Here is a 22,444-nt window from a genome sequence, read left to right as displayed (position 1 = left end):
TATTTAGAAGCCTTTATTTTTGCTCAGATCAAACCTTCGTGCCAAATTTCATTATCGAAAATTAACCAAGCCGCGACCAGATACAAACAGCCGCCGTAAAACCGATTCAACCATTTATTATAATTTGGGTCATTCGACACTCGCGCCAACAAATCACCAGCTTTAATCCACACCAAATGCACCAAAATGTTGAGTATCGCAAGCCATAACACCAGAATTAAATTGCCCAACGCGCCGAAGGTATCATTTGCTTGTTCACTAAAAAGCGTAAACATAATAAAGACTAATACCCATCCTTTGCTATTCAAGATTTGCAGCAACGCCCCATCTATAAAACCTAATTTTTTGTTATCATTTGCAGAGATGTTCTTAGTCGCGGCAAAAAACTTCGTTGCCAGATAAATAAGGTATATAGCACCTATCAATTGCATAATATTCAAAGCCATGGGGTAAGACTCAACGACTTTGCCAAGACCATACCCCACCAGCAGCGACTTTAGAATATACACAATGTCAACTCCGGCCAAGAGTCCTAATGATCGCCTCACTCCGACATTGGCACCTGATGCAGCAAATACGATATTTGCAGGTCCTGGACTAAAAACTAACGGGAACATGGCACTAAACCAAATGATAAACAAACTCATGCTTGAAACTTCTCCTTTGTGAAAGCACACAAAGTACAGAAATTGCAAGGCATGTTCTTGTACAAAATTGAAATAAGCCAAAGGCCTAGATATCAGCACCTGTAATTAGACGGTGATACCCCATATGCCCGCTTAAAGTTTCGACTAAAATGGCTTTGATCATAAAAGCCACAGGTTAGCGCCGTGTCTACACACGTCATGCCCTTAGCAAGCAGCAGCTTGGCTTTTTGGATTTTAATTTGCAGGAGGAATTGGTGTGGAGTCAGGCCAAATGCAGAATTAAAGCCTTTAATTAATTGAAACCGGGTGCTGTCCGTTAAACACTCTAACTCATCGAGTGAAATATTTTCTTGCCAGTTATCAAAAAGGTAATCTCTTGCACGAAACACGCTGTGAGTATCAATAAAAGCAGTGTTTTCAGGGTTTGTCACTGAGCCATACTGAGTAAACACCTTTTCTAAAGTCATCAGCAACAACGACTCTTTTGTCAGTGTGAAACTGGCTTGCTCCATGGCTTGATGAAGCTGCAATAAACCTAAAAATAGACGATTATCATCAATGATGGTGCGATTAACAATGGGCTCTAAGTGCACACTCATATTGTCAAAAAGTCGCTGTAGAAATGCGAGATCAAAATAAAACATTCGATAGCGCCACCCACTTGGCACACCAGGGAATCCGGTGTGCACTTCAGAAGGGTTGATAGCAACAACGTGATGTTTAGGCACAATTAACTTTTGCCCGCCATAGAGAATACCTTCAGCACCTTCTTCTATCACGCCAATGGCCAGCTCATCATGCCAATGTTTAGCAAACTCAAACTTAGTATATTGTGCTGATAAAAGCTCGACACCCTCAACAGACTTGTCTTTCCAGATTTTAGACTTTTCCACGTGTAACTCTACTACATTGATTTACCTTGTTTGGTCACCCTTGACTACTCTACTTCTCGCTCGCGATAACTTTTCCAGCCAATCCCAGCAGCAATACGCCCGAGACACCTTCAAGTGCACGAGAGTACCGCTTAGCATTAGGACGATTGAATAGCCAGCTTCCGGCTACCGCGTAGATCAAGTTACAAACTGTCGCCAAGGCACTAAACAACATGCCGAGCATTAAAATTTGCAGCGAGGTGGACTGTGCTGAAAGGTCAACAAATTGTGGTAAAAAAGATAGGAAAAACAGCGCCACTTTAGGGTTTAAAACACTCACTAATACCCCCTGCATAAAGACGTTGCCTGCTGCAACCTCGGTTTGCTTTACCTGCAGTTGGCTATCGCCACGCCACATTGATAATAACGACTGAACACCCAAATAAACTAGGTAAACAGCGCCGAGCCATTTCACCACACTAAACGCGAAAGCTGAGCTCAAAATAATCGCTGATAATCCTAAACAAGCGGCAATAGTATGAACGAAATAACCGGTGCCTAAACCCAGCGCAGCCTTTAGCCCTGCTGACATTTTGCCTTTCATTGTGTTGGACACAATATAGATCACATCGGGGCCAGGGATGAGGTTAATCGCGAGACACGCTACCGCAAACACGGCGAGAGATTGCAAGTCCATCAAAATTTTCCTTTTAAAACAACACTTCGCTGTAAGTTATCAGTACCTACATATTTACACAACTAATCTAATCGCTTTTTAAAGCGCATCGTCGCAATCATAAAGCCAATCACACTAAAGGCGACCAAACAGAGTAAATCAAAATACAAATCGCTAAAGTGCGCGCCTCGAAGCACCACAGCTCGGATCGACCTTACGTAATGTGTGGCAGGTAAGATCTCTGCAAGGTATTGCGCCGCTCTTGGCATCGCGGCAAATGGGAACATAAACCCAGATAGCAATATTGCAGGCAGTAACACAAAAACCGTCATTTGCATTGCCTGCAATTGGTTTTTGGCTTTAGTGGAGATTAGCAGCCCTAAGGTAAGGCTCGCGGTGATAAACAACAACGTCACGATAAGTAGACTTGGCATATCAAAATTGAGCGGTACATCAAATAGCCAATGTCCTAAAAATAGTATTATCGCCATTTGAATAAAGCCAACAAGAATGTAAGGTAGAATTTTACCTAACATTAGTTCGGTTGGCCGAACCGGTGTGGTGATAAGAAATTCCATATTACCCTGCTCACGCTCTCTAACCAGCGCTGATGAGGTAAATAGGATCATCGTCATCGTTAATATAATAGCAATCAAACCGGGAATAATATTAACCGACGAACGTTTCTCTGGATTAAAGTAATTTTGCAGCGCAAAAGCTGGATCTGGCAGTGCAGGCATAGGTAACCTCTTGATGCTAATAGGCAACTTACTGAGCCCTGCCACGGCACCACTTAATAACGGATCGGAACCATCAATCAACCACTGTGCAACGCTATGTTGCGCTGTACTATTTCCCACTTTATAGCCACTCAGTCGATAATCACGATTGAGCTGCCGACGCACAAAATCAGCAGGAATAACCAACACGGTATTCACCTTTCCTCTGGTAATGGCCTGCTCGGCCGCCGCAATTGAATCGTAATAGCCGATAAAGTCAACAACTTGAGTGTTGGCTGCGGTTTGGATCAACTGTCTGGATTGATAAGTCTGACTAAAATCAACAATACCTGCGGAAACATGTCTGACATCAGTATTAATTGCATAACCAAATAGCAACAGCTGCGCCAATGGCAACATCACAATCATCGCAAAGGTAATACGGTCGCGTGCCAGCTGCATAAACTCTTTACTGACGATGGCATTTAACCTACGCAAGCTCAGCATAGCCCCTCCCTGTGCTCGTTACAAACACATCCTCGAGGTTAGCGCGAGTGAAATCCACTTCGTAACCACCTCCAGATTCAGCTCGCAATAATGCCAGAGGTTGTGATTCTTTTTTGTTTATCAACACCCTTAGGCGAGCACCTATTTGGGAGACGGAAATCACACTCGGTAATGAAGCTAAACGTGTTTTTAATGCCGCAACGTCGTCACCCACAACTTCGCACACCGAAACCTTTAACTGTTCCATCAGCGCGATGGGACTATCATCCGCACGCTTTACACCTTGCTCTAAGATAGCAAGCCTGTGACAACGCTCTGCCTCGTCCATATAATGGGTAGACACTAAAATGGTCGTGCCCTGCGCACTTAAACTAAATAACTGCTCCCAAAATGCACGACGATTTTCCGGGTCAACCGCTGACGTCGGCTCATCTAAAAAGAGCAACTCTGGTTTATGAATAACAGCGGCGGCAAGCGCGAGGCGTTGTTTTTGTCCACCACTCAATGCACCGGACTGCACCGATTTTTTATCTTGTAATTGGTATTCCTGTAGCAGCTCAGCCACTCTACGCTTAACATCATTGCGTGATAAACCATAAATTTTCGCCACAAACTCGAGATTCTCCAGCACACTTAGCGACTCGTATAGGGAGAATTTTTGTGTCATGTAGCCTAGTCGATTACGCAAGCTTTCACCATGTGCCTGCACATCCTTTCCCATAATACTGACATGACCTGTGGTTGGCGTTAACAGTCCAGTCAACATCCGGATAGTGGTTGATTTTCCACAGCCATTTGGCCCCAGAAAACCGTAAATTTCGCCCTGTTTTACGGTAAGGTCTAGGTCTGAAACCGCCCAATAGTCGTTAAACTGCTTACCCAAACCTTTACTTTGGATCACGATTTCCTTGGTCATTATTGCAGCTCCACCCAAACCGGCGTGCCTGACGGGACAGTCACTTTATCAGTGAGCAGCACTTCCACCACATACATCAAACGTGCTCTTTCCTCTTGTGAAAGTGCAAAATAAGGCGTGAAGCTCGCGCTTTGGCTAATGTAGCTGACGGTGCCTTGTAGACTTTTATCACTGCCATCGAAATGCACATTTAGCACACTTCCCAAAGAGACTTTAGCAAGCTGGGTTTGCGGCAGATAAAGTCGAGCGAATGTTTTGTCGTCAGCAGCCAGCAAAATAATCGGTGCACCTTTAATGGGACGCTCACCAACAAGCCAAGGTAAATCCTCGACAATGCCGGAAGCGGGTGCTTTAAGGGTAAGATCAGCGAGCTGCTTGTTGGCAATAATTAGCTGTGTTTGTGCTTCTGTAATTGCGATTTTTGCTTGTTCGATTGTCTCCTCTCTCGTGCCATTTTCAAGCTCTTTCAAACGCGCTTGGGCCTCTTGCAAAATACCAAGTGTCGACTCGACATTGGCTGAGGCGGCATCAACCCTATCTTGAGAGGTCAACTTGTCTTTGATTAACTGCCTCTGTCGAACAAGTTGCCGCTGAGCTTCTTCCCAAGCGGCCTGTGCTGCATGGGCCCTTGCTTTGGCTTGTTTGACTTGTTCAACTCGGGTGCCAGAGAGTAACAATCTATATTGCGCTTGCAAGCGCGCGATTTGCTGTTCAATAGCATTAACCTGTTGTTGCTGCACTACGTCATCGATTTTCGCCAGTGGCTGCCCTTTTACCACTTTATCGCCGCGCTCGACCAGCAACTCAACTAATAACTCTCCGGTTGGGCTGCTGATCTGCACCTGCGGTCGTTCGATAATGCCGAAGATTTTACGCTCGGGTTTAGAGCAACCAACCAAAAGCGTCAATAACACAAAACTAATGATGTAAAACGGTGTTTTCATGATGTTTTCCGTTCAATATGCTGGGATAGAAACACGTTAAAAATAGCTTGCTGATGTTTGCCAAGGGAGCGCCACTGCTCAGTATCCGAGTTTTCGATACCAAGTAGCGGCTGCATCACAGGTGGCACCAAAAAAGGAAATGCCGACAAGCCAAGACAGGTTAAAAGTAACCATTCAGCTCGAATGGGCTCTGCAGGCGAAAGCGTTTGAAAGGTCGAATTTAAGGTACTGACACCGTTCTCTACATGCTCAAAGAAAATCTTTTTTATGATTTCATGCTCTTTAGAGTGCGTATCATGTAGTGCCATAAAAATGATCTTAGGTAGCGTTGGGTATTGGCTCATCACCTGAAAGTAGCGCTCTATAAACTGAGTTAAAATGAGCGGTGAGAGTTCGCGTAACTGTGATTTTTTAATCCCTTCAAGCAAGCTCAGTAGAGGTGCTGCAACTTCGCGAAATACCGCTTCAAACAGCCCCGCTTTATCGCCGAAGTAGTACTTAATCAAAGCAATGTTTACCTCTGCAAGGTCCGCAATTGCTCTGGTCGTGACTCGATTATATCCGCGGTTAATAAACAAACATTTACCAGCGGTGATGAGCTTTTCTCTCGGGGTAACAGCGGCTTCCGTTAGCTTATTTGTCATGTTTCAACTCCATTAATCACTTGATTAATATACTAGGACAAATGTGCAAGCTTCACGACAGCTTTCGTTAATCAAAAAAGAGGAAATGATTAATCACTAATCTACATCAAGCTTTCATTGGTTATCTGACCTTTTCATGGACCTTTTCATGGACAGGCACACAAATTGAGTAAGTTATGACGTGATTACAAGGCCATTATCGTGGACAGTCACTTAACAGTTGATATTCAAACAGCGAAGCCAACAAAGCAAAAAGCCGAATTTCATAGGCCGTTATCATGGACAGTCACTTAATAGTTGATATTCAAATAGCGAAGTCAACAAAGCAAAAAGGCCGAATTTCATCGGCTTTTGAAATGCTAAAAATTGCTTCACTTAGCCAGAGAGTTTTGAGGATAACTCTGCTCTCGTGCCCTGCTATCACGCTGGTACCTACATCCTGTAGGCAAGGCGTATTTACGCACCAATAGCTGGAAGCGATTTCAACGCAGCTAGCGCTAAAACTAGCTGCTAGAAAGACATTAATTATCTGAAGTCAGATTAACTTAGTGCAGTTTCATTTTTGGCCGCACCACTCTAAGCACCTTTTCGCTTATCCATAGTGCAAAGGTTTTTGCGATACCATGGATTGCGCGCTGATGCATTCTATACAATGAGATGTACATGAATCGCGCTATCTTGCCTTCAATAAAAAAGCTATTGCTGGTTAGGTTTCCCATTAAACTACCAACGGTGCTATAACGAGATAAATTCACTAAAGAGCCGTGATCACTATAGGTAAACTCGTATAAAGGCTGATTTTTTAGTGTTGCGATTAGATTTTTCTCTACACATTGCGCCATTTGATGGGCCGACTGAGCACGCGGCGGCACTTGAGTACCATCCGCTTGGGTAAATGCGCAGCAATCACCGATGACATAAATATGCTCATCTACACTGCTTTGTAAGTATTGATTTACCTTAATTTGATTATTGCGAGTAAGCTCGAACAGCCCAATATCTTTAATAAAGTCAGGAGCTTTTACCCCCGCAGCCCACACCTTGATGTCTGCCTTTAGCTGTTCATCTTCTTTAGTAATAAAACTGTCTTCAGTTGCCTGCTTTACCTGGGTGCCTTCTCGCACCGTGACACCGAGCTTCACAAGCTCCCGTTTGGCTGAATTAGCAATACGCTCAGGTAATGCAGGTAATATTCGAGGACCTGCTTCTATTAAATCAATACGAAGGCGTTTGGCTGTCATTTTACTCAGCCCGTACATTTTCAACATGTCTGATACATGATACAGCTCAGCAGAAAGCTCAACGCCAGTAGCGCCACCACCAACAATGCCAATGGTTAACGAGTGCTTCGGGTCATCGTCTTGGTGTAAGCGTGTAAAGTTATCGAGGAGTGCATGCTGAAATCGCTCAGCTTGCTGATTTGAATCGAGAAAGAAGCAATGATCCTTGACCCCCGGCGTATTAAAATCATTGCTAATACTACCAATGGCAAGCACTAAATAGTCATAGCTAACTTGTCGCTTTGGGAGAATACGATGACCGAGTTCGTCTTTTAGCTCGCTCAGCGTGATGGTGTTATTGGTTGAGTCTACGTGGCTAAAACTGCCGAGTTGAAACTGATAATAATGCTTTGCTGCATGAGCAGAATAAACCACTCCATCTAAGTCAGCGTCAATAGACCCTGTCGCGACTTCATGAAGCAGCGGTTTCCAAATATGACTGCGATTTTTATCAATTAATAAGATTTCCGCTTGGCGTTTTTTTCCGAGTTTATGCCCTAATTGTGTTGCCAGCTCTAAGCCACCAGCACCACCACCGACTATCACGATTTTAGGAAGTTGCGTATTCATCATGTTGCCCTTAAAAGTATAATACTTAAGTACTCTAGGGTCTTGAAAAAGCACTTAGGTATTTCAAATCCATCATGAAATACCTTGTCTGGCAACGCCTACTATTGTGCGCCTTTTTAGCTCATTTGTCAGCGGATAACGTCAAAATTATTCAACAGTTTTCCCAAGTCCAAGGACGCTCAGAGCCAAAAAATGCGGTTCGTATAACCGCGAAGGTAACCCCCCTGCCGCTCAATTTTACATTCAGTTCTAGATAATTGTTGTACTAACCTTCAAGGTTGAATGCACTTTCTAATATAGAGACTAGACTGAATGTAAGCATACTCTGAGCCGAGAATAGTATCTCTGCACTTCACGGGTTATGTGTCTTTTTGTATTAGCTATTTAAAGGAGATATACATGGCATTTCCAACTGCAGTAAATAGTCAAGTTACCGATTCAGTGTCTCAAACAAACGCTAAAGTGCTTGGAGACTCACCAGCATTAGCAACAAGTAAGCTCATGCTTGCCGTGAGCCAAGCATTGTCAAACGCCGCACATAACGCTATCAATGGGCAACAAAATAACAATGTCACTGCTCAAGCGGCTTTGACACAGGGAGTGAATACCCTAATGAATGTGGATACCGCAGCATCAATGGTTGCTATGAAAATTTACAGATAGTAACAAACACGCCCTATTCCCCGAGTCAATGCAAGGAAAAACTATGGGCAGTGCAGGAAAGCTTCCTTATAACCTCTAAGGCAGCCTAGCATGCTAGAGTGAAGCTAAAAAAAATTCCAACCAGCTTCTCATCGCGTCTACGCAGAACTTAGAGCAAGTTCTGCGTATACGCTAAATTATTGCTTTTCTACTTTGCCGTCTTTCATCACAAAGGTGACGTTTTCCATCACACTAATGTCTTTTAGTGGGTTGCCTTTAACCGCAATAATATCAGCAAGTTTCCCCGCCTCAAGCGAGCCTAATTGTGTATTTTGCTTGAGTAACGTCGCCGAGTTAATAGTGGCAGCCTGTAAGGCTTGTAGTTCAGTCATGCCAAATTTCACCATGCGGCTAAACTGCTTACCATTGTCACCGTGAGGATAAACGCCAGCGTCAGAGCCAAACACCATATTCACGCCTGCTTTTACCGCTTTTGTGAAACTGGTACGCTGAGTAGCACCCACTTTACGCTCTTTATCTAAACTCTCTGGTAAAATTCCTGCCTTTTCGCCCTCACCAAGGATATATTCCGTATTGTAGATATCCATAGAGAAGTACGTGCCTTTGTCTTTGGCTAGCTGAATGGCTTCATCATCCACAAAACTTACATGCTCTACTGAGTTCACTCCTGCTTTAATTGCAGACTTGATACCATCCGTGCCGTGCGCGTGGGCAGCAACCGTTAAACCGCGTAAGTGTGCTTCGGTCACAATCGCTGTCATTTCCTCTTGGGAATATTGCTGAGCACCCACTTTAGTGCCTTTAGATAGTACGCCACCCGTTGCACAGAACTTGATTAAGTTAGCGCCATATTTAATATTTTCACGTACCTTTTGCCTTACTGCCCAAGGTCCATCAGCCACCCCTTCTGAAAATACTTTATGCTCATGGGTTAGGAGGTTGTTGTCACAATGGCCGCCAGTGATCCCAAGTGAAGGACCTGCTGCGTTTACACGTGGGCCTGATACGTCACCATCAATAATGGCATCGCGCAGCGCGATGTCAGCATAGCCAGCAGCACCAAGGTTACGAACTGACGTAAAGCCCGCATCTAGTGTGCGCTTGGCGTTTCTAACACCAGTAATTGCCGCACGAGGTGCAGTGCGTTGCAACCTTTTGTAGCCATGAACATGTGCGTCTGAAGTTAAGTGGACATGCATATCAAATAGACCGGGTAATAATGTGTGGCCACTTAGGTCTATCACCTCAGCACCTTTTGGATAGGCTTTACGATTTGATTTTCCGACTGAGATAATCTTATTGTCTTCAACGACCACAGTTGCAGGTGAGATAAGCTTGCCTGACACCACATCAATCGCAGAGTCAGCATTTAAAACATACGTTTGCGCGTACACACTACTTGAAACAAAGAGTGCCGTACTCATCCATATTTTTTTATTCATGTTACTTCCTCATTTTTTGCTTGAGTGTAGAAAGAATATGGCTTGCAAACAAACCGATCGCGACCAATAACTGTTCCCATTTCAAAAAACTATGTTTTTCTGTCTATTATCACTTTGTTAAACCAGAATAATGCAATGGCGGTTATAAGTGCGATAGCGGCAAATAGCCCCCACATTAACTCTGGTGCCGCCATTTCTTGCACCAACACTTTATAGCTCCAACCAGATAAAAATCCAGCAAATAAGAAGCCCAGCGCCATAGAAACAAAGTAGTATCCCATATACAACGCAGCTTGAGATTGAGGCGCGATACTCGCGACATACTCTTGGCTTTTAGGAGAGGCAAGCATTTCACCAAGCGCGATAAGCAATATGACAGTGACAATGAGCTGACCGCTTAACCAGTCGCTATCGCTAAGTAATGCGATAAACGCAACCGCCATCACCAGTAAGCCAGTGACTAACACATAAAATGGTCTAAATCGCTGACAGAGAAAGCTCACCAAAATTTGTGCGACTACGATCGCTGCAAAGTCTAAATTAATGAGATACTCAGGGTTGATTTGACGATATTGTACGAGTTGTTCAGCAAGGGCTTGCGCTTGGTGCTGTGAAAGTGCCTGTCCATTATCGTGAAGCGCATTTAGCGTTTGTAATATCAACTGTATTTGCTCATGCGGGACATTCACTTTGAGATGAACCCATTCAAGCCTAATGGTTTCAATGGATACTGCGCCGCTTTCCTTAAGCTCGTTGAACAGCGCAAAAATGGCAGCAGTTAACTTATCAATATCAACATGTGCTAAAAACGCGACGCCAGAATCGCCAAACCACGCCAATATATCTCGGGTATCTGCATAATCACGGATATACACAGGTAAAGTATAAAAAAGCTGATTATAAACAGTCCAAAAGCCTGCAAGGATCAGCAAATATAACGCAAACGGCAGGTTACTCACCTTCATCGGTTGTTGCCACCATGCTTTAGTCGGTGCTCGATTTATGAGCACTCTGTCCCACACCCAGTTAGCTACTAACCATATTGCAATCCAAGTAAACGCTTGACTGTAGTTAGAAAATCCAACTCCTGCTGACATCAATAGCGCCAGTGCGACAAACAGCGTAAGTGCTAAACGCGTATTACCCAGCACCGACTGCGCGGTTTTTAATACTTGAGTAAAAGATTGCTTGGTTTTAGGTAATGTTTGCGGATCTTTGTAAAATAACATCAAGGGAATAAAGTTTATGGCAATCCAAATCGCCGACATCATAAATACCGCATCCCAGCTAATGGCTCGCATATATCCCGCAACCAATGGACCTAAAAATCCACCAATATTCACCATGGTATAAAAGATCCCAAACCCAAGACCACGATTACCATCGTTTGTGCTGTGGCTTACGGTGCCAACGACCACAGGTTTAAAGCAGGCGGCACCTAGGGCAACAAAGCTCAGCGCGGTAAAGAACGGCCAAAAACTCTGTGCCTGTCCCAATAAATAATAGCTTGGCGTCATGATCAAAAATGCAAAAAAGAACATCCTTTTATACCCAACGCGATCTCCTAGCGCACCAGTTACAACCGGCAAAAGATATAAAAAGAAGGGAATAATACCCTGTACCGCGCCACGCTCTATATCAGTAAAGCCAATACCACCTTGCAACTTCGGTGTTGTCATATAAATTGATGACACGGCGAAGAAGCCATACCAAGCGAGCCGCTCAAATATTTCCATGATATTCGCAATGTAAAAAGTTCGACCAAACCCAGACGGCGACGTTGACCGATTTGCCTCATTGAGATCTGGTTCACACCACTGCTGCTGATTTTGCATAATGACAATACCTGTTATCTTTGTTATTTTATATTGCATACAATATACACAAATAATAACGAGAGAAAAGTATCATGTCTTTATTTTATCTATTCCATACCTTTTATTGGCGAATACCCTCTATGCAAAAGCCCCGGCTAGTATTTGCTCCTCTAATTGCAATACTTGCTTTACTCAGCGGATGTAAAACTACGAGAAGCGATATTGCCGCTATTCCAAGCCCCGCTGATATGCGCTCTGAAATAAGCGTTAATGGTCGAGTCAGCACGTTGAGACACATTGATATCCAACATGTTGGTAAACAAATTCCGCTGACTTATAGCGATGGAAAAATAGCTAATTCGCGGGGCTATGACTGGTGGGTGAGTAAGCATTTTGCGCTAAAAAGTGACTTTCCTGAGGACAAAGTAAAACTCTATTTAGAATTACTAGAAATGTCTTACCCTCACTATGTTGAATTGTTTGGTATGGCGCCCGCAGCGATTGATAAAAAGAGAATTGCTGTCGTTTATGGCAGTTCACGCCAACGTACAAAAGAAGCCATGCTGGACGACGGCTTTTTGCGAGGCGTACATAAAACGGCTGGTGGCGAAACCATGTTTTATAACCGCGCAGGGTACAACTTTCCGAGTCATCGTCAGCATCACCAGCGCTACATCGTGATCCATGAAACCATGCATGCGTTTCATATGGCTCTGAACGGTCACTCAACTTGGGCACCCAATTGGATCACTGAGGGGATGGCAGATGCCATTGCAAGCCACGTATATGATCCAAATAAAAAGCAGCTAACTGTGATGGTTTTCGACCGCGCTCCAATGAATTATCTGTACTTAGGTTTACAGCAATATCACCAAAATGGACAGCCATCTTTCGAAGCAATCAATGATGATCCATCACTCAAACGCGGGCTCAACTTTTTTATCGTACATTTTTTATTGAGCGACCCTGAGCGATATCAATATTTTGAACGCTTTATCGGCAAATTAATGGACGCAAACCCGCACTCTGAAAACACCTTGCCAACTGCCAATGCACTCTTAAAACAGACCTTCCCCAATTGGCCCCAGCTTGAACAGCAGTTTGCAGCGTTTGTGCGCTCTGCCACGCCAAGTTTTTATATTGTCGATGGGCCTTGGGAGCAAAACGGTGCTGCATATTGGCTCAGAAATACCGAAAGCAAAGCACTTAATCGTCTTGACATTCATCCAAACTTTTCTTCTACACATGTCGTGATGGATTTTCCCGCATCAGATAAAACACCTCTAATCAACTCACTTGATGAGAATAGTGTTGCAGCACTAATCGACTTCGAGCCGGAGCAGATTAGACGTGGGGAAATTGGCTTTGCGTTAATCGCTGATTTAACAAACCAAAGCTTAGATGCGCGTCTTGGACGCTCTGAAGTTGAAGAAGTTGACTTTAGTAAAGACAACTTACTGCAATTTACCCTTCAAGAAGGAGTAAAGTTAACGGTCTCAAGCAATCAAGCATTGTTTTCCGCAAAATCTATCGCATTGCTGCCGCAATTACGCATGGATATCAAGCAATATCATCAACTTGCGCTCACGCTTTCAAAGCAGGACGATGCGCTAGTTATTAAAATGAAAACACAACACCATGAGCAACTGGCTAGGTTACAATTGAGCCAAATCGACATTTCAGCGCTTAGCTTGCAAAAAATAAGTCTTCTTGGCCGAAATAATAATCACAGAGTAGCGCCCTACTTTGCCGCGCATGATTACTTGATCACGAATGAACAAACCGCTAATCCTTGGCACTTTAAAGGTGCATCGCTACTTCGCAGAGCCTTTAACACCTGTGTGGAATATAGTGCTCAGTTAAGTGACTGTATGACCCCACTTCGCGAAATATTTAGCAAGCAGAAATCAAGGACAGTCACTCAAACTGAGAATAAAACCCTCAAGCGCTTGATGCAGCAATGGCAATCAACCCTTGGCGACGATGCGCTCTTTACGCTAAGTGGTATCAACATCCAGGACTACTTTTCTGATGGATTGCACTATCTTTACGTCAACAATCCCAGTATCCATGATATTGCGCTAACTTACGGTAACTACAAAAAAATTCTAGCTTCAGGTGAACACCGTGTTCTATTGCCAAAACATACCTTTCAGAACTTAGTGATTAGTTGGAACGGATTAACACAACAAAAGCCTCTTCGAACGCCAGAGAAACCTTTTGATGGGGTAAAAATGGAAGTAACTATTCGAGACAATATAACCATTACGCTAACCGGTCCCTATTCAGGTGCATCGAGTGGCATATTACGCGTCGATTTTACTCCATTTCAATCATTTCAAAATGAAGGTTCACTTTGGCAGCGGCCTGTTACTTTCTTACCTTATCAAACACAAGTAATTGAAATAGATAAGTTACAAGGATTAAAAAATGGATTACTTGAGATTAAGGGTGAGTTTGACGTTGATGGGGAACCAATTAGGCTGGTTAAAATAGTCAATTTGTAGAAACAATTAATTGGAAATCTGCAAAGCCAAATAAAGTAGAAACGACGGTTTTGTGCAAATAAGATTGAGTGTTTTATACAACATACACGACTAACTGCTCCCTCAACCTGAGTGAGCAGTTAGACACTTACAATCCATATTAAATTGGCCATTTACGTTAGTTTATATTACGTAAAAAGTCGCTGGCTTTGCGAAATATTACTGCGTCGCCTTAAATTGCGTTGCTCACAATAAGACTCGATCGAATCTGCTCTACCGATCGCGCCGTGAAAAGTTTGCTCAAGCTGGGTAGTAAGTTTAAACCAATTACATGCTTCTAGACCTAATTGTTCCAAAATGGGTTTTTGACGCGGATCGATAAATCCCGCTTTATCAGCACGAATGCATCTTCCAGTAGAATCAACTAAGTCTAGATATGACCGTAATTCAAAGGATATACCTTTGTGCATATGTTTTTTGGTATTTCCTAAAAACCGCGCTAGATACTTTGGCTGTTTGCATCTTTTTGCAAACTCACACCTAAGTTTTATACTAGTGTGTTCTGAATCTTCGGGGTTACTAGCTAATTTTGCACGAATGGGGTTTAAGTCCACGTAAGCCATACATGCCAACAAGGCTGAAGCATCAAGCAAGGCCTGAGATTTAAATCTCCCTTCCCAAAAGTGTCCGGTACATTCATCCTCTTGATTGGCGCGTCGAGCGATGTGCTCATTGAGCCCTCTCATAAACCAGCTAATACTCGCTAAGCGGCTTCTATATTCATTTATTTCTTTGCTCAACACACCTTTTTGCCCCTCATTTAAGCAGTCACCTTGGAGGAACTGCCGAGCGCGCGAAGATATCTTATAAAGCTTGCTCCAGCGCAGTAAAATGGCTTTATCATTGAGTCTTTGTGCTTTTTTATCATCGATATACAACACCACATGGGTGTGATTAGGCATTACCGCGTAAGCGCAAACATCCAAGCAAAATATTTTGGATAGAAAAAGTAATCGCACTTCAACCCAGGCCCGTCGATGCTCATAAGACTTGCCAGTCAGCATGTCTTCACCGCACAAAAAGGCGCGGCGGACGCAACGTGACACACAATGATAATAATGTGTATTTGACAAGTTGATTTGATACTTCCTTGCTAATCCCATTGTTCACTCCTTGAACATGCAAATACTAATTGAAGAAATTAAAGCTTAGGCACATACCTTCAATTTGTAAACATCAACATAAATGTACCTGTCCATAGTTATTCGTTACTTTTTATTCCGAAAAATGGGGTGAATCTGCAACTTTCAGAGCTGTGCTCAACACCACGATTTACCGCTAAGGTTTTGGAAGAAAATAAATATCTCGGCTCAGGCCATCGTTAAATTGTTGCCGTCTTACCTTAACGCCACCTAGCTTTTCAACCAAAGCTCGAGCAACTCCATTATCATCATTCATGTAAGTCTCGACAGCTTCCCAATTAAATACATTGTAAGCGTGTTTTAATACAGCGAGCGAAGCTTCCGTTGCAACTCCTTGGCCTCTCGCCTCGGGTAGCACCCACCATGTTAATTCTTTTGGCCATTCTTTGCCTTGCCAAAAACCACATGTACCAACATAGCTATCATTCGACTTTAGTTGAATAACCCACACACCAAAACCAAGTAAATACCAAGAGCCTACATCAGCTTTAAGCCTAGCCCAAGTTTGCTCTATGCCTATTGGACCACCATACATTTTCGAAGCAGATCCGTCTGTATAAAATTTTTTATAGGTTTCAAAAGCGTCTTTATTGGGTGCGACCAATCTTAATCGATTCGTTTCAATCGTTGGGATCATATCTGCTATTCCTTTATTTTACGGTTTAATGTTGGTGTACAAGCAAAACAAAATAATACTGTATATAAAAACAGATATCTAGAATCAAACGACGAAAGATTATGCAATTATCTAAAACGACATAGGTTAAGCTTAAGTCCCTGTCCCTTAAAACTTATAACTAGATAAACACCAATTTCACATCCTGCAATGACTACGGTATCTAAATAAAGTAAATGGCAAGCTGTTAGCGTTAGGTCTTAGTCGTTGTCCTAACACTAACAGCTATAAAGATATGATTAATCAGGCTTTAGTTAATTAAAGTGGATGTCCTTTAAAGTGCGCTTTACAAATGGCGCTTTAGCTTTTCCATACTCATCTTGGGAGGCTATACCTTGCGCTATTACTAATTGTTTCTGAGTTTCATACTCCGCACGCGCGTCAGGATTACTGAGCATAAAAGCTTTAAACTTTTCTTGCTTGATATGTTCTTCACTCCCTTTTTCAATAGCATGAGCATGCACTTGAAACAACTCACCTTGATACATCACCGCGATGTCTTTTCTAGGACGAGTATCAGGAAATGGATTATCGCTGTGCTGATCTTTAAAGCCTACATTTTTAAGATGTTCAACAGCTTGCGTTAGTTTCCCAGGTTTGTATAACACAGATATATCGATGATCCCTTTGCCGGCAACCTTAAAAGAGCTAGAACCAAAGTGTAGAAATTCAAGCTCAGGGTGTGCTAATGCCACCATCACTTCTTCTGCCACTTCAACAAATATTTCACGCCATGGATTAAAGCTAGCTGGGACTAATTGGTAAGGGACGAATTCAATTTTTGACATGCCTGTCCTTTTAAATTTTTATATAAAATAGTTAGAACCAATAAACTGGGTAATGCCGCTTGGGGTTGCGCGATATATTGTTCACAGACAGCGCGACCAATAACATCAGCAGAGCCCCCATCAACACGGGATAAAATGCATACATATATCCCAAGTTATGAACCGACTCACCACCAATAATGGCGATTAGCGCGGTCGCTCCACCGGGTGGATGCAAGGTTCGAGTAAAGTGCATTACAACAATTGAGAGCGATACCGCAAGCGGTGCTGCAAACAGACTCTCTTCTCCAAGCAAAATAAAAATGCTGACGCCGAGTAAAGCTGAAAAGAAATGCCCGCCCAGTAAATTCCTCGGTTGAGAGAACTCTGCCATAGGAGCGCCATAGAGTAAAACAGCAGTTGCACCAAAAGAGCCAATGAGCAATGCGCTGCCAACACCATATGGTAAAGCGAGGTTAGAAATCACCGTAATCAACAAGATCCCCACCATTGCACCAACCCATGACCAAAGGATTTTCTTAAGCGGTTTTCTCGGAGGACACACACCTTTAGAGGCCATTCTTTTAAAGTAAACTTTCATGCTACCTAATAACCTTCGAGATTTATCAATGTCATTTTGCCAACGTTTGTATCGCGAGTACCGCCCGCTTAGCATCATTTACGGGCACAAAAATATGATCATGATAGAAGCCCGCAATTACATTCGCGCTAATATCTGCACCTTTTAGCGCATTGGAAAATGCAGCAGTTAACCCTACGGCTTCTAAGCTCGAATGCACTTGCAAAGTAATTTTATTCATCACACAGCTGTAATCCAATCCATGCTCGTCTGCCATTTGCTTGGTGACTACCAGCGTTAACCCCTCGCGCTCCATAAGGGTCGCAATTGGATTGAAAATTACGCACTCAGCAAGGCTTTTTTGCACTGTACAAAATACATAAGGTGTTTCATCAAGCGTCGGGGAAATGTCTTTTAATAATTGCGATAAATCACTAATACCCGTCACAAGTTACCTCCCGATGTTGTTGATAAATCGCGACTAGGCTCAAATGCATCGTAACGAGGAAGCGGCGCGTCTAAGTCGTCCCAATTGGCTTTTGAAGAGACAAAATTATGTGATATTGGCCGCTCTTTGATATCCGAGTCCAAAATGCCAAGTCTTAACCTCACCCGCTTTGGCTCGCTTTCGTTCGAACTAAAAATTGGACTTGCACAATGTTTGCAAAAATGGCGCTTTCTTCCAGGTTTAAACTCGAAGATGTTTAGTGCCTCTTCGCCACTGAGAATCACAAAATCACTCCACAGCACAAAGCCATTAGTCGCATAAGCTGTGCCTGTAGACTTACGACACAAGGAGCAATGACAGTGAATGATATCGCTGATTGGTCCACGGATCTCAACTTGAATCGCTTTACACAAACAACTTGCCTTATAAGCCATACCTACCCCTTTGTGTTTCTGGTGATCCAAGTATCCAATTGATTTGCGAAATTTTGCTTATCAGCTTGAGACAAAGGCGGTGGCCCTTGAGTTTGTACGCCGCTGGCACGCATCGTGTCCATAAAGTCACGAATATTTAAGCGAGATTTTATATTTTCTTTTGTCAGCAATTCACCGCGCGTGTTGAGTGCGGTGCACTTTTTCTCAATGACTTCATCTGCAAGTGGAATGTCGCCCGTAATAACCAAATCACCTTCATTCACGCGCTTCACGATTTCGTTATCCGCAATATCAAATCCCTTTGGGACTTGAAGCTTTTGAATAAAAGGAGACGGAGGCGTTTTTAGATATTGATTTGCAACCAATGTAACCGTGGTAGAAGTACGCACTGCAGCGCGAAACAGCATTTCTTTTATCACCACGGGACAGGCATCGGCATCTACCCATATTTGTTTTGCCATAACAACTCTTTTAAATTTAAATTGGCTAGAGAATACTAAATTTAGGGATTAGGTTCACGCCTAAAATGAAACTCATATTCATCGTCAGCAAACTGCACAAATCCCAACTTTTCGTATAAACGCTTCGCGGGATTCGCTTTAAGCACCGTCAATACCCAAGGCAATGTTGAGTAGGATTCTATCAAGCTTTTGATGACTTGCGCACCGAGCCCCTTTCCTTGTTGCTGGGGCTCTATTTGCAGTTGAAACAGGTAATAGTCATGTTCACGTTGTTTAAACTTAGCCAAGCCAACACACTTTTCGTTCACGTATATCAAATGTGAGCTTGGGTATTCGTATAATACTCGGGCTTTATGCTCAGCTTCAGTCAAAAACAGTCCGGCACTTTCTAAGTGCGGCACCATGGTCGCTTTACGCAGTGCCACTAGGTAATCAAAGTCACTTTCTTTTGCCGGTATGAAGTGAATCTTATTCGTCCTCAATTTCGAATATTCCTTTTGCGTAAAGTACACCAAACCCAGATACGATGACATTCGTATCCGTCACTTCACAAAATAGCTCACCGCCACGTTTTGAAGCCTGATGTGCATGAAGTTTTTGTTTGTTTAGCGCCTTTGCCCAATATGGCGCTAACCCGGCATGAATTGAACCGGTAACCGGATCTTCATCGCCCCCATTTGCAGGCCAAAAGTAACGAGACACAAAATCAACGTCATCGCCTTTTGCTGTCACCACAACATCAAAAGGCGCAAGGGTTTTCAGTTTATCGCTGTCGTACTCACAGCTGCGTACTTGCTGCTCAGTCTCAACAATCACAAAGTACGCTTGGCGATTTTTAAGTACCCGCGTCGGTGTTACGTTAAGCCCTTCCAGCAATGCGTCGGGGGCTTTAGTTAACTCAGGGGCTAATTTCGGAAATTCCATCACAATGCGACCATCAGCCACTTGCTTAACAGTGAGTGTCCCGACTTCTTGGGTTTGAAATTTTATCTCTCCGGACTTTCCCTTGTGATTAAGAAGTACATACGCCGCGGCAAGCGTGGCATGACCACAAAAGTCAATTTCAGTAATTGGAGAAAACCACCGGATCTCATAATGATTGTTACCAGTTGGCTTCAAAAAGGCGGTTTCGGAAAGGTTATTTTCGGTGGCTATCTGCTGCATTAGGGCGTCGCTAAGCCAATTTTCAACCTCAACGATTGCAGCGTTATTGCCACCGAAACGTTTACGCGTAAATGCGTCAACCACAAAATACTCAACTTGCATCTTTTACTCCTTTCAGAAACACCTAAAAACACAGTATAATTTACTGTAATTAGAAGCGAATACAACTTAAATAAACGTGTATTGAGGTTGATCTGTGTGACCATGATGCACGTAGTTAAAATGAGTAGAACCAAGTCGAGGCTTATATGTTTACAGATGCTACTTTATCAATCTTATGCTTATATTCATTAGCAATGTTTGTCACCAGCCTGCTAATGATAGCAACAGCCCCTAAAACTGATGATGAGAAACGCAAACAAACTATCACCGAGTACACTATGTTTGCACTTGCATCTGTTGCAGTATTTTTTGTGTCGTTTTACACGCTGTAACTGCCAGTTGGGTCATCTCGATTGATGGCCCAAGAGCATGTCCTTTAAGGCCTATTTTCCACTTTCAACCATTGCTTTTATCTTTAACGCCTTTTCGAAGTGGTCTAGTTCGTGAGTTTGTATCCACCAAGTCGCCGCTTCCATAAGTAGTGCAGGGTCCGTGTTTTTATTGGCAAAAAAAGCGTAAAATGATACGCCAACGTTATCCCCTTTTTGTGCGATTTTTTTATCACATACTTCTATTATCTTGCTTCTTAGTGCTGAGCGCATTTTTGGTTAAATCCATACATAATGATCTGCGATAAGTGTACCACCAACATCATCAGTATTCACCACTCCACGCGGCTCTACACCTTTACAGTTGATTATCATTTCATCAGTGCACAAGATTAATCTTCTTCACAAGCCTCCCTCTCCCTTACGTCTAGTTCGGTGAAACTATTTCTAAACGTAAAGGCATAAGCCGAATCTCCAAAACGACGCAGGTAATCGAGTCTTTCTTTGGCCTCATCTAGCGTCGGAATATGGCCCTCTTCAACCCACCATAACACGTAGGTTTCCTGTTCAGCGCGGTGAAACCATTCCTTTTTACGCGCCAAAAATTCCTTATGCGCGGTTTTAAACATAAAATCCTTGAGCGCTTGCTCCGACTGCCATACAGACATGTTCACGATAATATTTGGATCATCAAACGCCTTAATCTCTGTTGCATTACCGGTTTCATCTTTTAAGCGCCAAATAAAGCCAGGGCTTTGCTCTGCGAGTAAATTAATGCGGTCTAAACTTTCTACAAAGTATTGAATTTCTGGCGCATCCATTTGGTATTTAGCGGTGGCTATATTGAGTTGTGCTAATTGCATCGACGGCTTTTCCTTGTGGTGAGTTGCTACATTCTCCCAAACTTCACAATCATACTACTGTTTACTCGCCGCCAAGTTAAGACAAGATTTAACCAAATAGAGATTTTTTCACCTTCTACATTTCGGGGAATGGATGCATATTGATGTATTGCACTATACGAGGTGCGTTTGCTGTATTCGCGCTACCACCATGAGGTAAAAACTGGTGCCAAATCACCATATCTCCGGCATTGGCTGCAAGTGCTTTGGAACCCAGTTGATGTAAGTATTCTGTGTTTGGAACACATGGATCCCATGGAGCTGTTGCAAGCCATGACTCTAGCTTTGTGTGAAATCCTGGTACAACCGTTGTTGCACCCTGTTTTTCTTCAGTGTCTGATAGATACAAAATCCCTTGCGTACCAAACTTGAGTTGCTTAGAGAAATCTAAATCCCAATGTAGATCAGGACCTTGAAAACTAGATTGCGCAGTTTCAGGCGGGTTGAACCCACACTGATCGGCTGAAACTATCAGTTGTTCGCTTTGCCATAACTGACTAAAGGCCTTATGAATTCTCATTGAATTCCGATTGTCTTCCAGTGCTTTATGTTGTACCAAATGCACCATACTGCGACTCATTTTTTCTTGGTTAACCTTATACCAAGTCTTTGGGTCTGCTAACTCAATCTCCAAATAGTCTTGGATGGCGTTTCTCGCATTGGCGCAGCCTTCAGCACTCACTGCATTCTTAACGATGACATAGCCGTTGTCCTGCCAGCATTTCAGGTCGTCCTCAGTGAGTACATCCGGCATATTCTGAACAGCAGCTATTTTTTCTTGATAACTGTCGGGGCAAGGTAAGTGGCAGGTGACATGTTTTAACAATGCTATTTTTTCACCACTCGGCTGAGCAATTGTTACAATTGCATCAATAAAGCTATCGTAATCATGAGCATATTGAAACTGTAATTGATGTGCTTGAGACAAACTTAGACCCAGTATGTCAAAAGTCGCTTTATATAATTCGAAACTAACTGGCTCTACCTGCTGCTGTTTATTTGTAAAAGTGCCGTTGGCCTGAAGCCAGATTTTTTTGAGTGTGGATAAATGATAAAGCGCTAGAGCAAGGTTTACATCGCACATTATTTTACAACCATCCTTTAAATTAGAGTTGTGTGTTCCTTCCTTAAAATTTTATTACAAAGACGTTTTTTTTCAATTTTTACCGCTTACACCTCATTACACTACACGTATT

25 protein-coding genes are annotated in these 22,444 nt (G+C 43.0%); 3 read left to right on the top strand and 22 right to left on the bottom strand.

Annotated elements, in window-relative coordinates:
- Positions 1-23 precede the first annotated feature (23 nt).
- The 8 genes from EXT48_RS06295 to EXT48_RS06260 all read right to left on the bottom strand — a co-directional run bounded on the left by EXT48_RS06295 (position 24) and on the right by EXT48_RS06260 (position 7,775).
- Positions 24-647: a LysE family translocator gene (locus tag EXT48_RS06295; protein ID WP_130163911.1), complete on the bottom strand. Its 624-nt coding sequence runs from the start codon at positions 645-647 to the stop codon at positions 24-26.
- 92 nt (positions 648-739) lie between these two features.
- Positions 740-1,540, bottom strand: a complete 801-nt coding sequence (locus EXT48_RS06290) for an AraC family transcriptional regulator (RefSeq protein WP_130163910.1) — start codon at positions 1,538-1,540, stop codon at positions 740-742.
- A 49-nt stretch (positions 1,541-1,589) separates the two neighbouring features.
- Positions 1,590-2,216: a LysE family translocator gene (locus EXT48_RS06285; protein ID WP_130163909.1), complete on the bottom strand. Its 627-nt coding sequence runs from the start codon at positions 2,214-2,216 to the stop codon at positions 1,590-1,592.
- 62 nt (positions 2,217-2,278) lie between these two features.
- Positions 2,279-3,421, bottom strand: a complete 1,143-nt coding sequence (locus EXT48_RS06280; protein ID WP_130163908.1) for an ABC transporter permease — start codon at positions 3,419-3,421, stop codon at positions 2,279-2,281.
- Positions 3,405-4,337: an ABC transporter ATP-binding protein gene (locus EXT48_RS06275; protein ID WP_130163907.1), complete on the bottom strand. Its 933-nt coding sequence runs from the start codon at positions 4,335-4,337 to the stop codon at positions 3,405-3,407. The genes EXT48_RS06280 and EXT48_RS06275 overlap by 17 nt, the downstream gene beginning before the upstream one ends.
- Positions 4,337-5,281 carry an HlyD family secretion protein gene (locus tag EXT48_RS06270; protein ID WP_130163906.1) on the bottom strand — a complete coding sequence of 315 codons (945 nt, stop codon included), beginning with the start codon at positions 5,279-5,281 and terminating at the stop codon, positions 4,337-4,339. The genes EXT48_RS06275 and EXT48_RS06270 overlap by 1 nt, the downstream gene beginning before the upstream one ends.
- Positions 5,278-5,925, bottom strand: coding sequence for a TetR/AcrR family transcriptional regulator (locus EXT48_RS06265; protein ID WP_045988222.1), 648 nt, complete (start codon positions 5,923-5,925; stop codon positions 5,278-5,280). The genes EXT48_RS06270 and EXT48_RS06265 overlap by 4 nt, the downstream gene beginning before the upstream one ends.
- A 545-nt stretch (positions 5,926-6,470) precedes the next feature.
- Positions 6,471-7,775, bottom strand: a complete 1,305-nt coding sequence (locus tag EXT48_RS06260; protein WP_130163926.1) for an NAD(P)/FAD-dependent oxidoreductase — start codon at positions 7,773-7,775, stop codon at positions 6,471-6,473.
- 399 nt (positions 7,776-8,174) lie between these two features.
- On the opposite strand from EXT48_RS06260, the gene EXT48_RS06255 reads away from it, so the two are divergent.
- Positions 8,175-8,438 (top strand): RebB family R body protein, encoded by a 264-nt coding sequence (locus EXT48_RS06255; protein WP_130163905.1) that lies wholly within the window; start codon positions 8,175-8,177, stop codon positions 8,436-8,438.
- Between the two features lie 176 nt (positions 8,439-8,614).
- On the opposite strand, the gene EXT48_RS06250 is transcribed toward EXT48_RS06255, so the two are convergent.
- Complete coding sequence (locus tag EXT48_RS06250) at positions 8,615-9,880, bottom strand: amidohydrolase family protein (RefSeq protein ID WP_130163904.1); 1,266 nt, start codon at positions 9,878-9,880, stop codon at positions 8,615-8,617.
- A gap of 89 nt (positions 9,881-9,969) precedes the next feature.
- Positions 9,970-11,715 (bottom strand): MFS transporter, encoded by a 1,746-nt coding sequence (locus EXT48_RS06245; protein WP_130163903.1) that lies wholly within the window; start codon positions 11,713-11,715, stop codon positions 9,970-9,972.
- 74 nt (positions 11,716-11,789) lie between these two features.
- On the opposite strand from EXT48_RS06245, the gene EXT48_RS06240 reads away from it, so the two are divergent.
- Positions 11,790-14,204: a hypothetical protein gene (locus tag EXT48_RS06240; RefSeq protein WP_130163902.1), complete on the top strand. Its 2,415-nt coding sequence runs from the start codon at positions 11,790-11,792 to the stop codon at positions 14,202-14,204.
- A gap of 167 nt (positions 14,205-14,371) precedes the next feature.
- Here EXT48_RS06240 and EXT48_RS06235 read toward each other — a convergent pair whose 3' ends face one another.
- The 9 genes from EXT48_RS06235 to EXT48_RS06195 all read right to left on the bottom strand — a co-directional run bounded on the left by EXT48_RS06235 (position 14,372) and on the right by EXT48_RS06195 (position 20,017).
- Positions 14,372-15,346, bottom strand: coding sequence for a transposase (locus EXT48_RS06235; RefSeq protein WP_130163901.1), 975 nt, complete (start codon positions 15,344-15,346; stop codon positions 14,372-14,374).
- A gap of 175 nt (positions 15,347-15,521) precedes the next feature.
- Positions 15,522-16,022, bottom strand: a complete 501-nt coding sequence (locus EXT48_RS06230; protein WP_130163900.1) for a GNAT family N-acetyltransferase — start codon at positions 16,020-16,022, stop codon at positions 15,522-15,524.
- A 293-nt stretch (positions 16,023-16,315) separates the two neighbouring features.
- A complete protein-coding gene (locus EXT48_RS06225; protein WP_130163899.1) occupies positions 16,316-16,849 on the bottom strand; it encodes a GrpB family protein in 534 nt (177 codons plus the stop codon).
- Between the two features lie 31 nt (positions 16,850-16,880).
- Positions 16,881-17,429, bottom strand: a complete 549-nt coding sequence (locus EXT48_RS06220; protein WP_130163898.1) for an HPP family protein — start codon at positions 17,427-17,429, stop codon at positions 16,881-16,883.
- Positions 17,430-17,460: 31 nt separating this feature from the next.
- Positions 17,461-17,856: an ACT domain-containing protein gene (locus tag EXT48_RS06215; protein ID WP_130163897.1), complete on the bottom strand. Its 396-nt coding sequence runs from the start codon at positions 17,854-17,856 to the stop codon at positions 17,461-17,463.
- Entirely contained in the window at positions 17,853-18,290 is a 438-nt protein-coding gene (locus EXT48_RS06210; protein WP_130163896.1) for a GFA family protein, read from the bottom strand. Before EXT48_RS06210 ends, EXT48_RS06215 begins: the two co-directional genes overlap by 4 nt.
- A gap of 2 nt (positions 18,291-18,292) precedes the next feature.
- Positions 18,293-18,751: a YaiI/YqxD family protein gene (locus tag EXT48_RS06205; protein WP_010371749.1), complete on the bottom strand. Its 459-nt coding sequence runs from the start codon at positions 18,749-18,751 to the stop codon at positions 18,293-18,295.
- Positions 18,752-18,792: 41 nt separating this feature from the next.
- The gene (locus EXT48_RS06200) at positions 18,793-19,233 is read right to left on the bottom strand and encodes a GNAT family N-acetyltransferase (RefSeq protein ID WP_130163895.1); all 441 of its coding nucleotides are present in this window, start codon (positions 19,231-19,233) and stop codon (positions 18,793-18,795) included.
- Positions 19,220-20,017 (bottom strand): PhzF family phenazine biosynthesis protein, encoded by a 798-nt coding sequence (locus EXT48_RS06195; protein WP_130163894.1) that lies wholly within the window; start codon positions 20,015-20,017, stop codon positions 19,220-19,222. The genes EXT48_RS06200 and EXT48_RS06195 overlap by 14 nt, the downstream gene beginning before the upstream one ends.
- Positions 20,018-20,163: 146 nt before the next feature.
- On the opposite strand from EXT48_RS06195, the gene EXT48_RS06190 reads away from it, so the two are divergent.
- Positions 20,164-20,349, top strand: a complete 186-nt coding sequence (locus EXT48_RS06190; RefSeq protein WP_010604566.1) for a hypothetical protein — start codon at positions 20,164-20,166, stop codon at positions 20,347-20,349.
- Between the two features lie 51 nt (positions 20,350-20,400).
- Here EXT48_RS06190 and EXT48_RS06185 read toward each other — a convergent pair whose 3' ends face one another.
- From EXT48_RS06185 to EXT48_RS06175, 3 genes are all read right to left on the bottom strand, one after another.
- Positions 20,401-20,619 (bottom strand): DUF6500 family protein, encoded by a 219-nt coding sequence (locus EXT48_RS06185; protein WP_069019013.1) that lies wholly within the window; start codon positions 20,617-20,619, stop codon positions 20,401-20,403.
- A gap of 119 nt (positions 20,620-20,738) precedes the next feature.
- Positions 20,739-21,209, bottom strand: coding sequence for a DUF3291 domain-containing protein (locus tag EXT48_RS06180; RefSeq protein WP_130163893.1), 471 nt, complete (start codon positions 21,207-21,209; stop codon positions 20,739-20,741).
- A gap of 115 nt (positions 21,210-21,324) precedes the next feature.
- A complete protein-coding gene (locus tag EXT48_RS06175) occupies positions 21,325-22,332 on the bottom strand; it encodes a phytanoyl-CoA dioxygenase family protein (protein ID WP_130163892.1) in 1,008 nt (335 codons plus the stop codon).
- Positions 22,333-22,444: the final 112 nt, after the last annotated feature.

It is taken from the genome of Pseudoalteromonas sp. CO348, assembly GCF_004208845.1.
Taxonomy (GTDB): Bacteria; Pseudomonadota; Gammaproteobacteria; order Enterobacterales; family Alteromonadaceae; genus Pseudoalteromonas; species Pseudoalteromonas maricaloris.
This window is presented reverse-complemented; position numbering and strand designations above follow the sequence as displayed.

What these genes read in the sequence shown, in the direction of transcription:
- EXT48_RS06295 (WP_130163911.1), bottom strand. Translation starts at nt 647, where the DNA reads ATGAGTTTGTTTATCATTTGGTTTAGTGCCATGTTCCCGTTAGTTTTT.
- EXT48_RS06285 (WP_130163909.1), bottom strand. Translation starts at nt 2,216, where the DNA reads ATGGACTTGCAATCTCTCGCCGTGTTTGCGGTAGCGTGTCTCGCGATT.
- EXT48_RS06280 (WP_130163908.1), bottom strand. Translation starts at nt 3,421, where the DNA reads ATGCTGAGCTTGCGTAGGTTAAATGCCATCGTCAGTAAAGAGTTTATG.
- EXT48_RS06275 (WP_130163907.1), bottom strand. Translation starts at nt 4,337, where the DNA reads ATGACCAAGGAAATCGTGATCCAAAGTAAAGGTTTGGGTAAGCAGTTT.
- EXT48_RS06270 (WP_130163906.1), bottom strand. Translation starts at nt 5,281, where the DNA reads ATGAAAACACCGTTTTACATCATTAGTTTTGTGTTATTGACGCTTTTG.
- EXT48_RS06265 (WP_045988222.1), bottom strand. Translation starts at nt 5,925, where the DNA reads ATGACAAATAAGCTAACGGAAGCCGCTGTTACCCCGAGAGAAAAGCTC.
- EXT48_RS06260 (WP_130163926.1), bottom strand. Translation starts at nt 7,775, where the DNA reads ATGAATACGCAACTTCCTAAAATCGTGATAGTCGGTGGTGGTGCTGGT.
- EXT48_RS06255 (WP_130163905.1), top strand. Translation starts at nt 8,175, where the DNA reads ATGGCATTTCCAACTGCAGTAAATAGTCAAGTTACCGATTCAGTGTCT.
- EXT48_RS06250 (WP_130163904.1), bottom strand. Translation starts at nt 9,880, where the DNA reads ATGAATAAAAAAATATGGATGAGTACGGCACTCTTTGTTTCAAGTAGT.
- EXT48_RS06245 (WP_130163903.1), bottom strand. Translation starts at nt 11,715, where the DNA reads ATGCAAAATCAGCAGCAGTGGTGTGAACCAGATCTCAATGAGGCAAAT.
- EXT48_RS06240 (WP_130163902.1), top strand. Translation starts at nt 11,790, where the DNA reads ATGTCTTTATTTTATCTATTCCATACCTTTTATTGGCGAATACCCTCT.
- EXT48_RS06235 (WP_130163901.1), bottom strand. Translation starts at nt 15,346, where the DNA reads ATGGGATTAGCAAGGAAGTATCAAATCAACTTGTCAAATACACATTAT.
- EXT48_RS06230 (WP_130163900.1), bottom strand. Translation starts at nt 16,022, where the DNA reads ATGATCCCAACGATTGAAACGAATCGATTAAGATTGGTCGCACCCAAT.
- EXT48_RS06225 (WP_130163899.1), bottom strand. Translation starts at nt 16,849, where the DNA reads ATGTCAAAAATTGAATTCGTCCCTTACCAATTAGTCCCAGCTAGCTTT.
- EXT48_RS06220 (WP_130163898.1), bottom strand. Translation starts at nt 17,429, where the DNA reads ATGAAAGTTTACTTTAAAAGAATGGCCTCTAAAGGTGTGTGTCCTCCG.
- EXT48_RS06210 (WP_130163896.1), bottom strand. Translation starts at nt 18,290, where the DNA reads ATGGCTTATAAGGCAAGTTGTTTGTGTAAAGCGATTCAAGTTGAGATC.
- EXT48_RS06205 (WP_010371749.1), bottom strand. Translation starts at nt 18,751, where the DNA reads ATGGCAAAACAAATATGGGTAGATGCCGATGCCTGTCCCGTGGTGATA.
- EXT48_RS06195 (WP_130163894.1), bottom strand. Translation starts at nt 20,017, where the DNA reads ATGCAAGTTGAGTATTTTGTGGTTGACGCATTTACGCGTAAACGTTTC.
- EXT48_RS06190 (WP_010604566.1), top strand. Translation starts at nt 20,164, where the DNA reads ATGTTTACAGATGCTACTTTATCAATCTTATGCTTATATTCATTAGCA.
- EXT48_RS06185 (WP_069019013.1), bottom strand. Translation starts at nt 20,619, where the DNA reads ATGCGCTCAGCACTAAGAAGCAAGATAATAGAAGTATGTGATAAAAAA.
- EXT48_RS06180 (WP_130163893.1), bottom strand. Translation starts at nt 21,209, where the DNA reads ATGCAATTAGCACAACTCAATATAGCCACCGCTAAATACCAAATGGAT.
- EXT48_RS06175 (WP_130163892.1), bottom strand. Translation starts at nt 22,332, where the DNA reads ATGTGCGATGTAAACCTTGCTCTAGCGCTTTATCATTTATCCACACTC.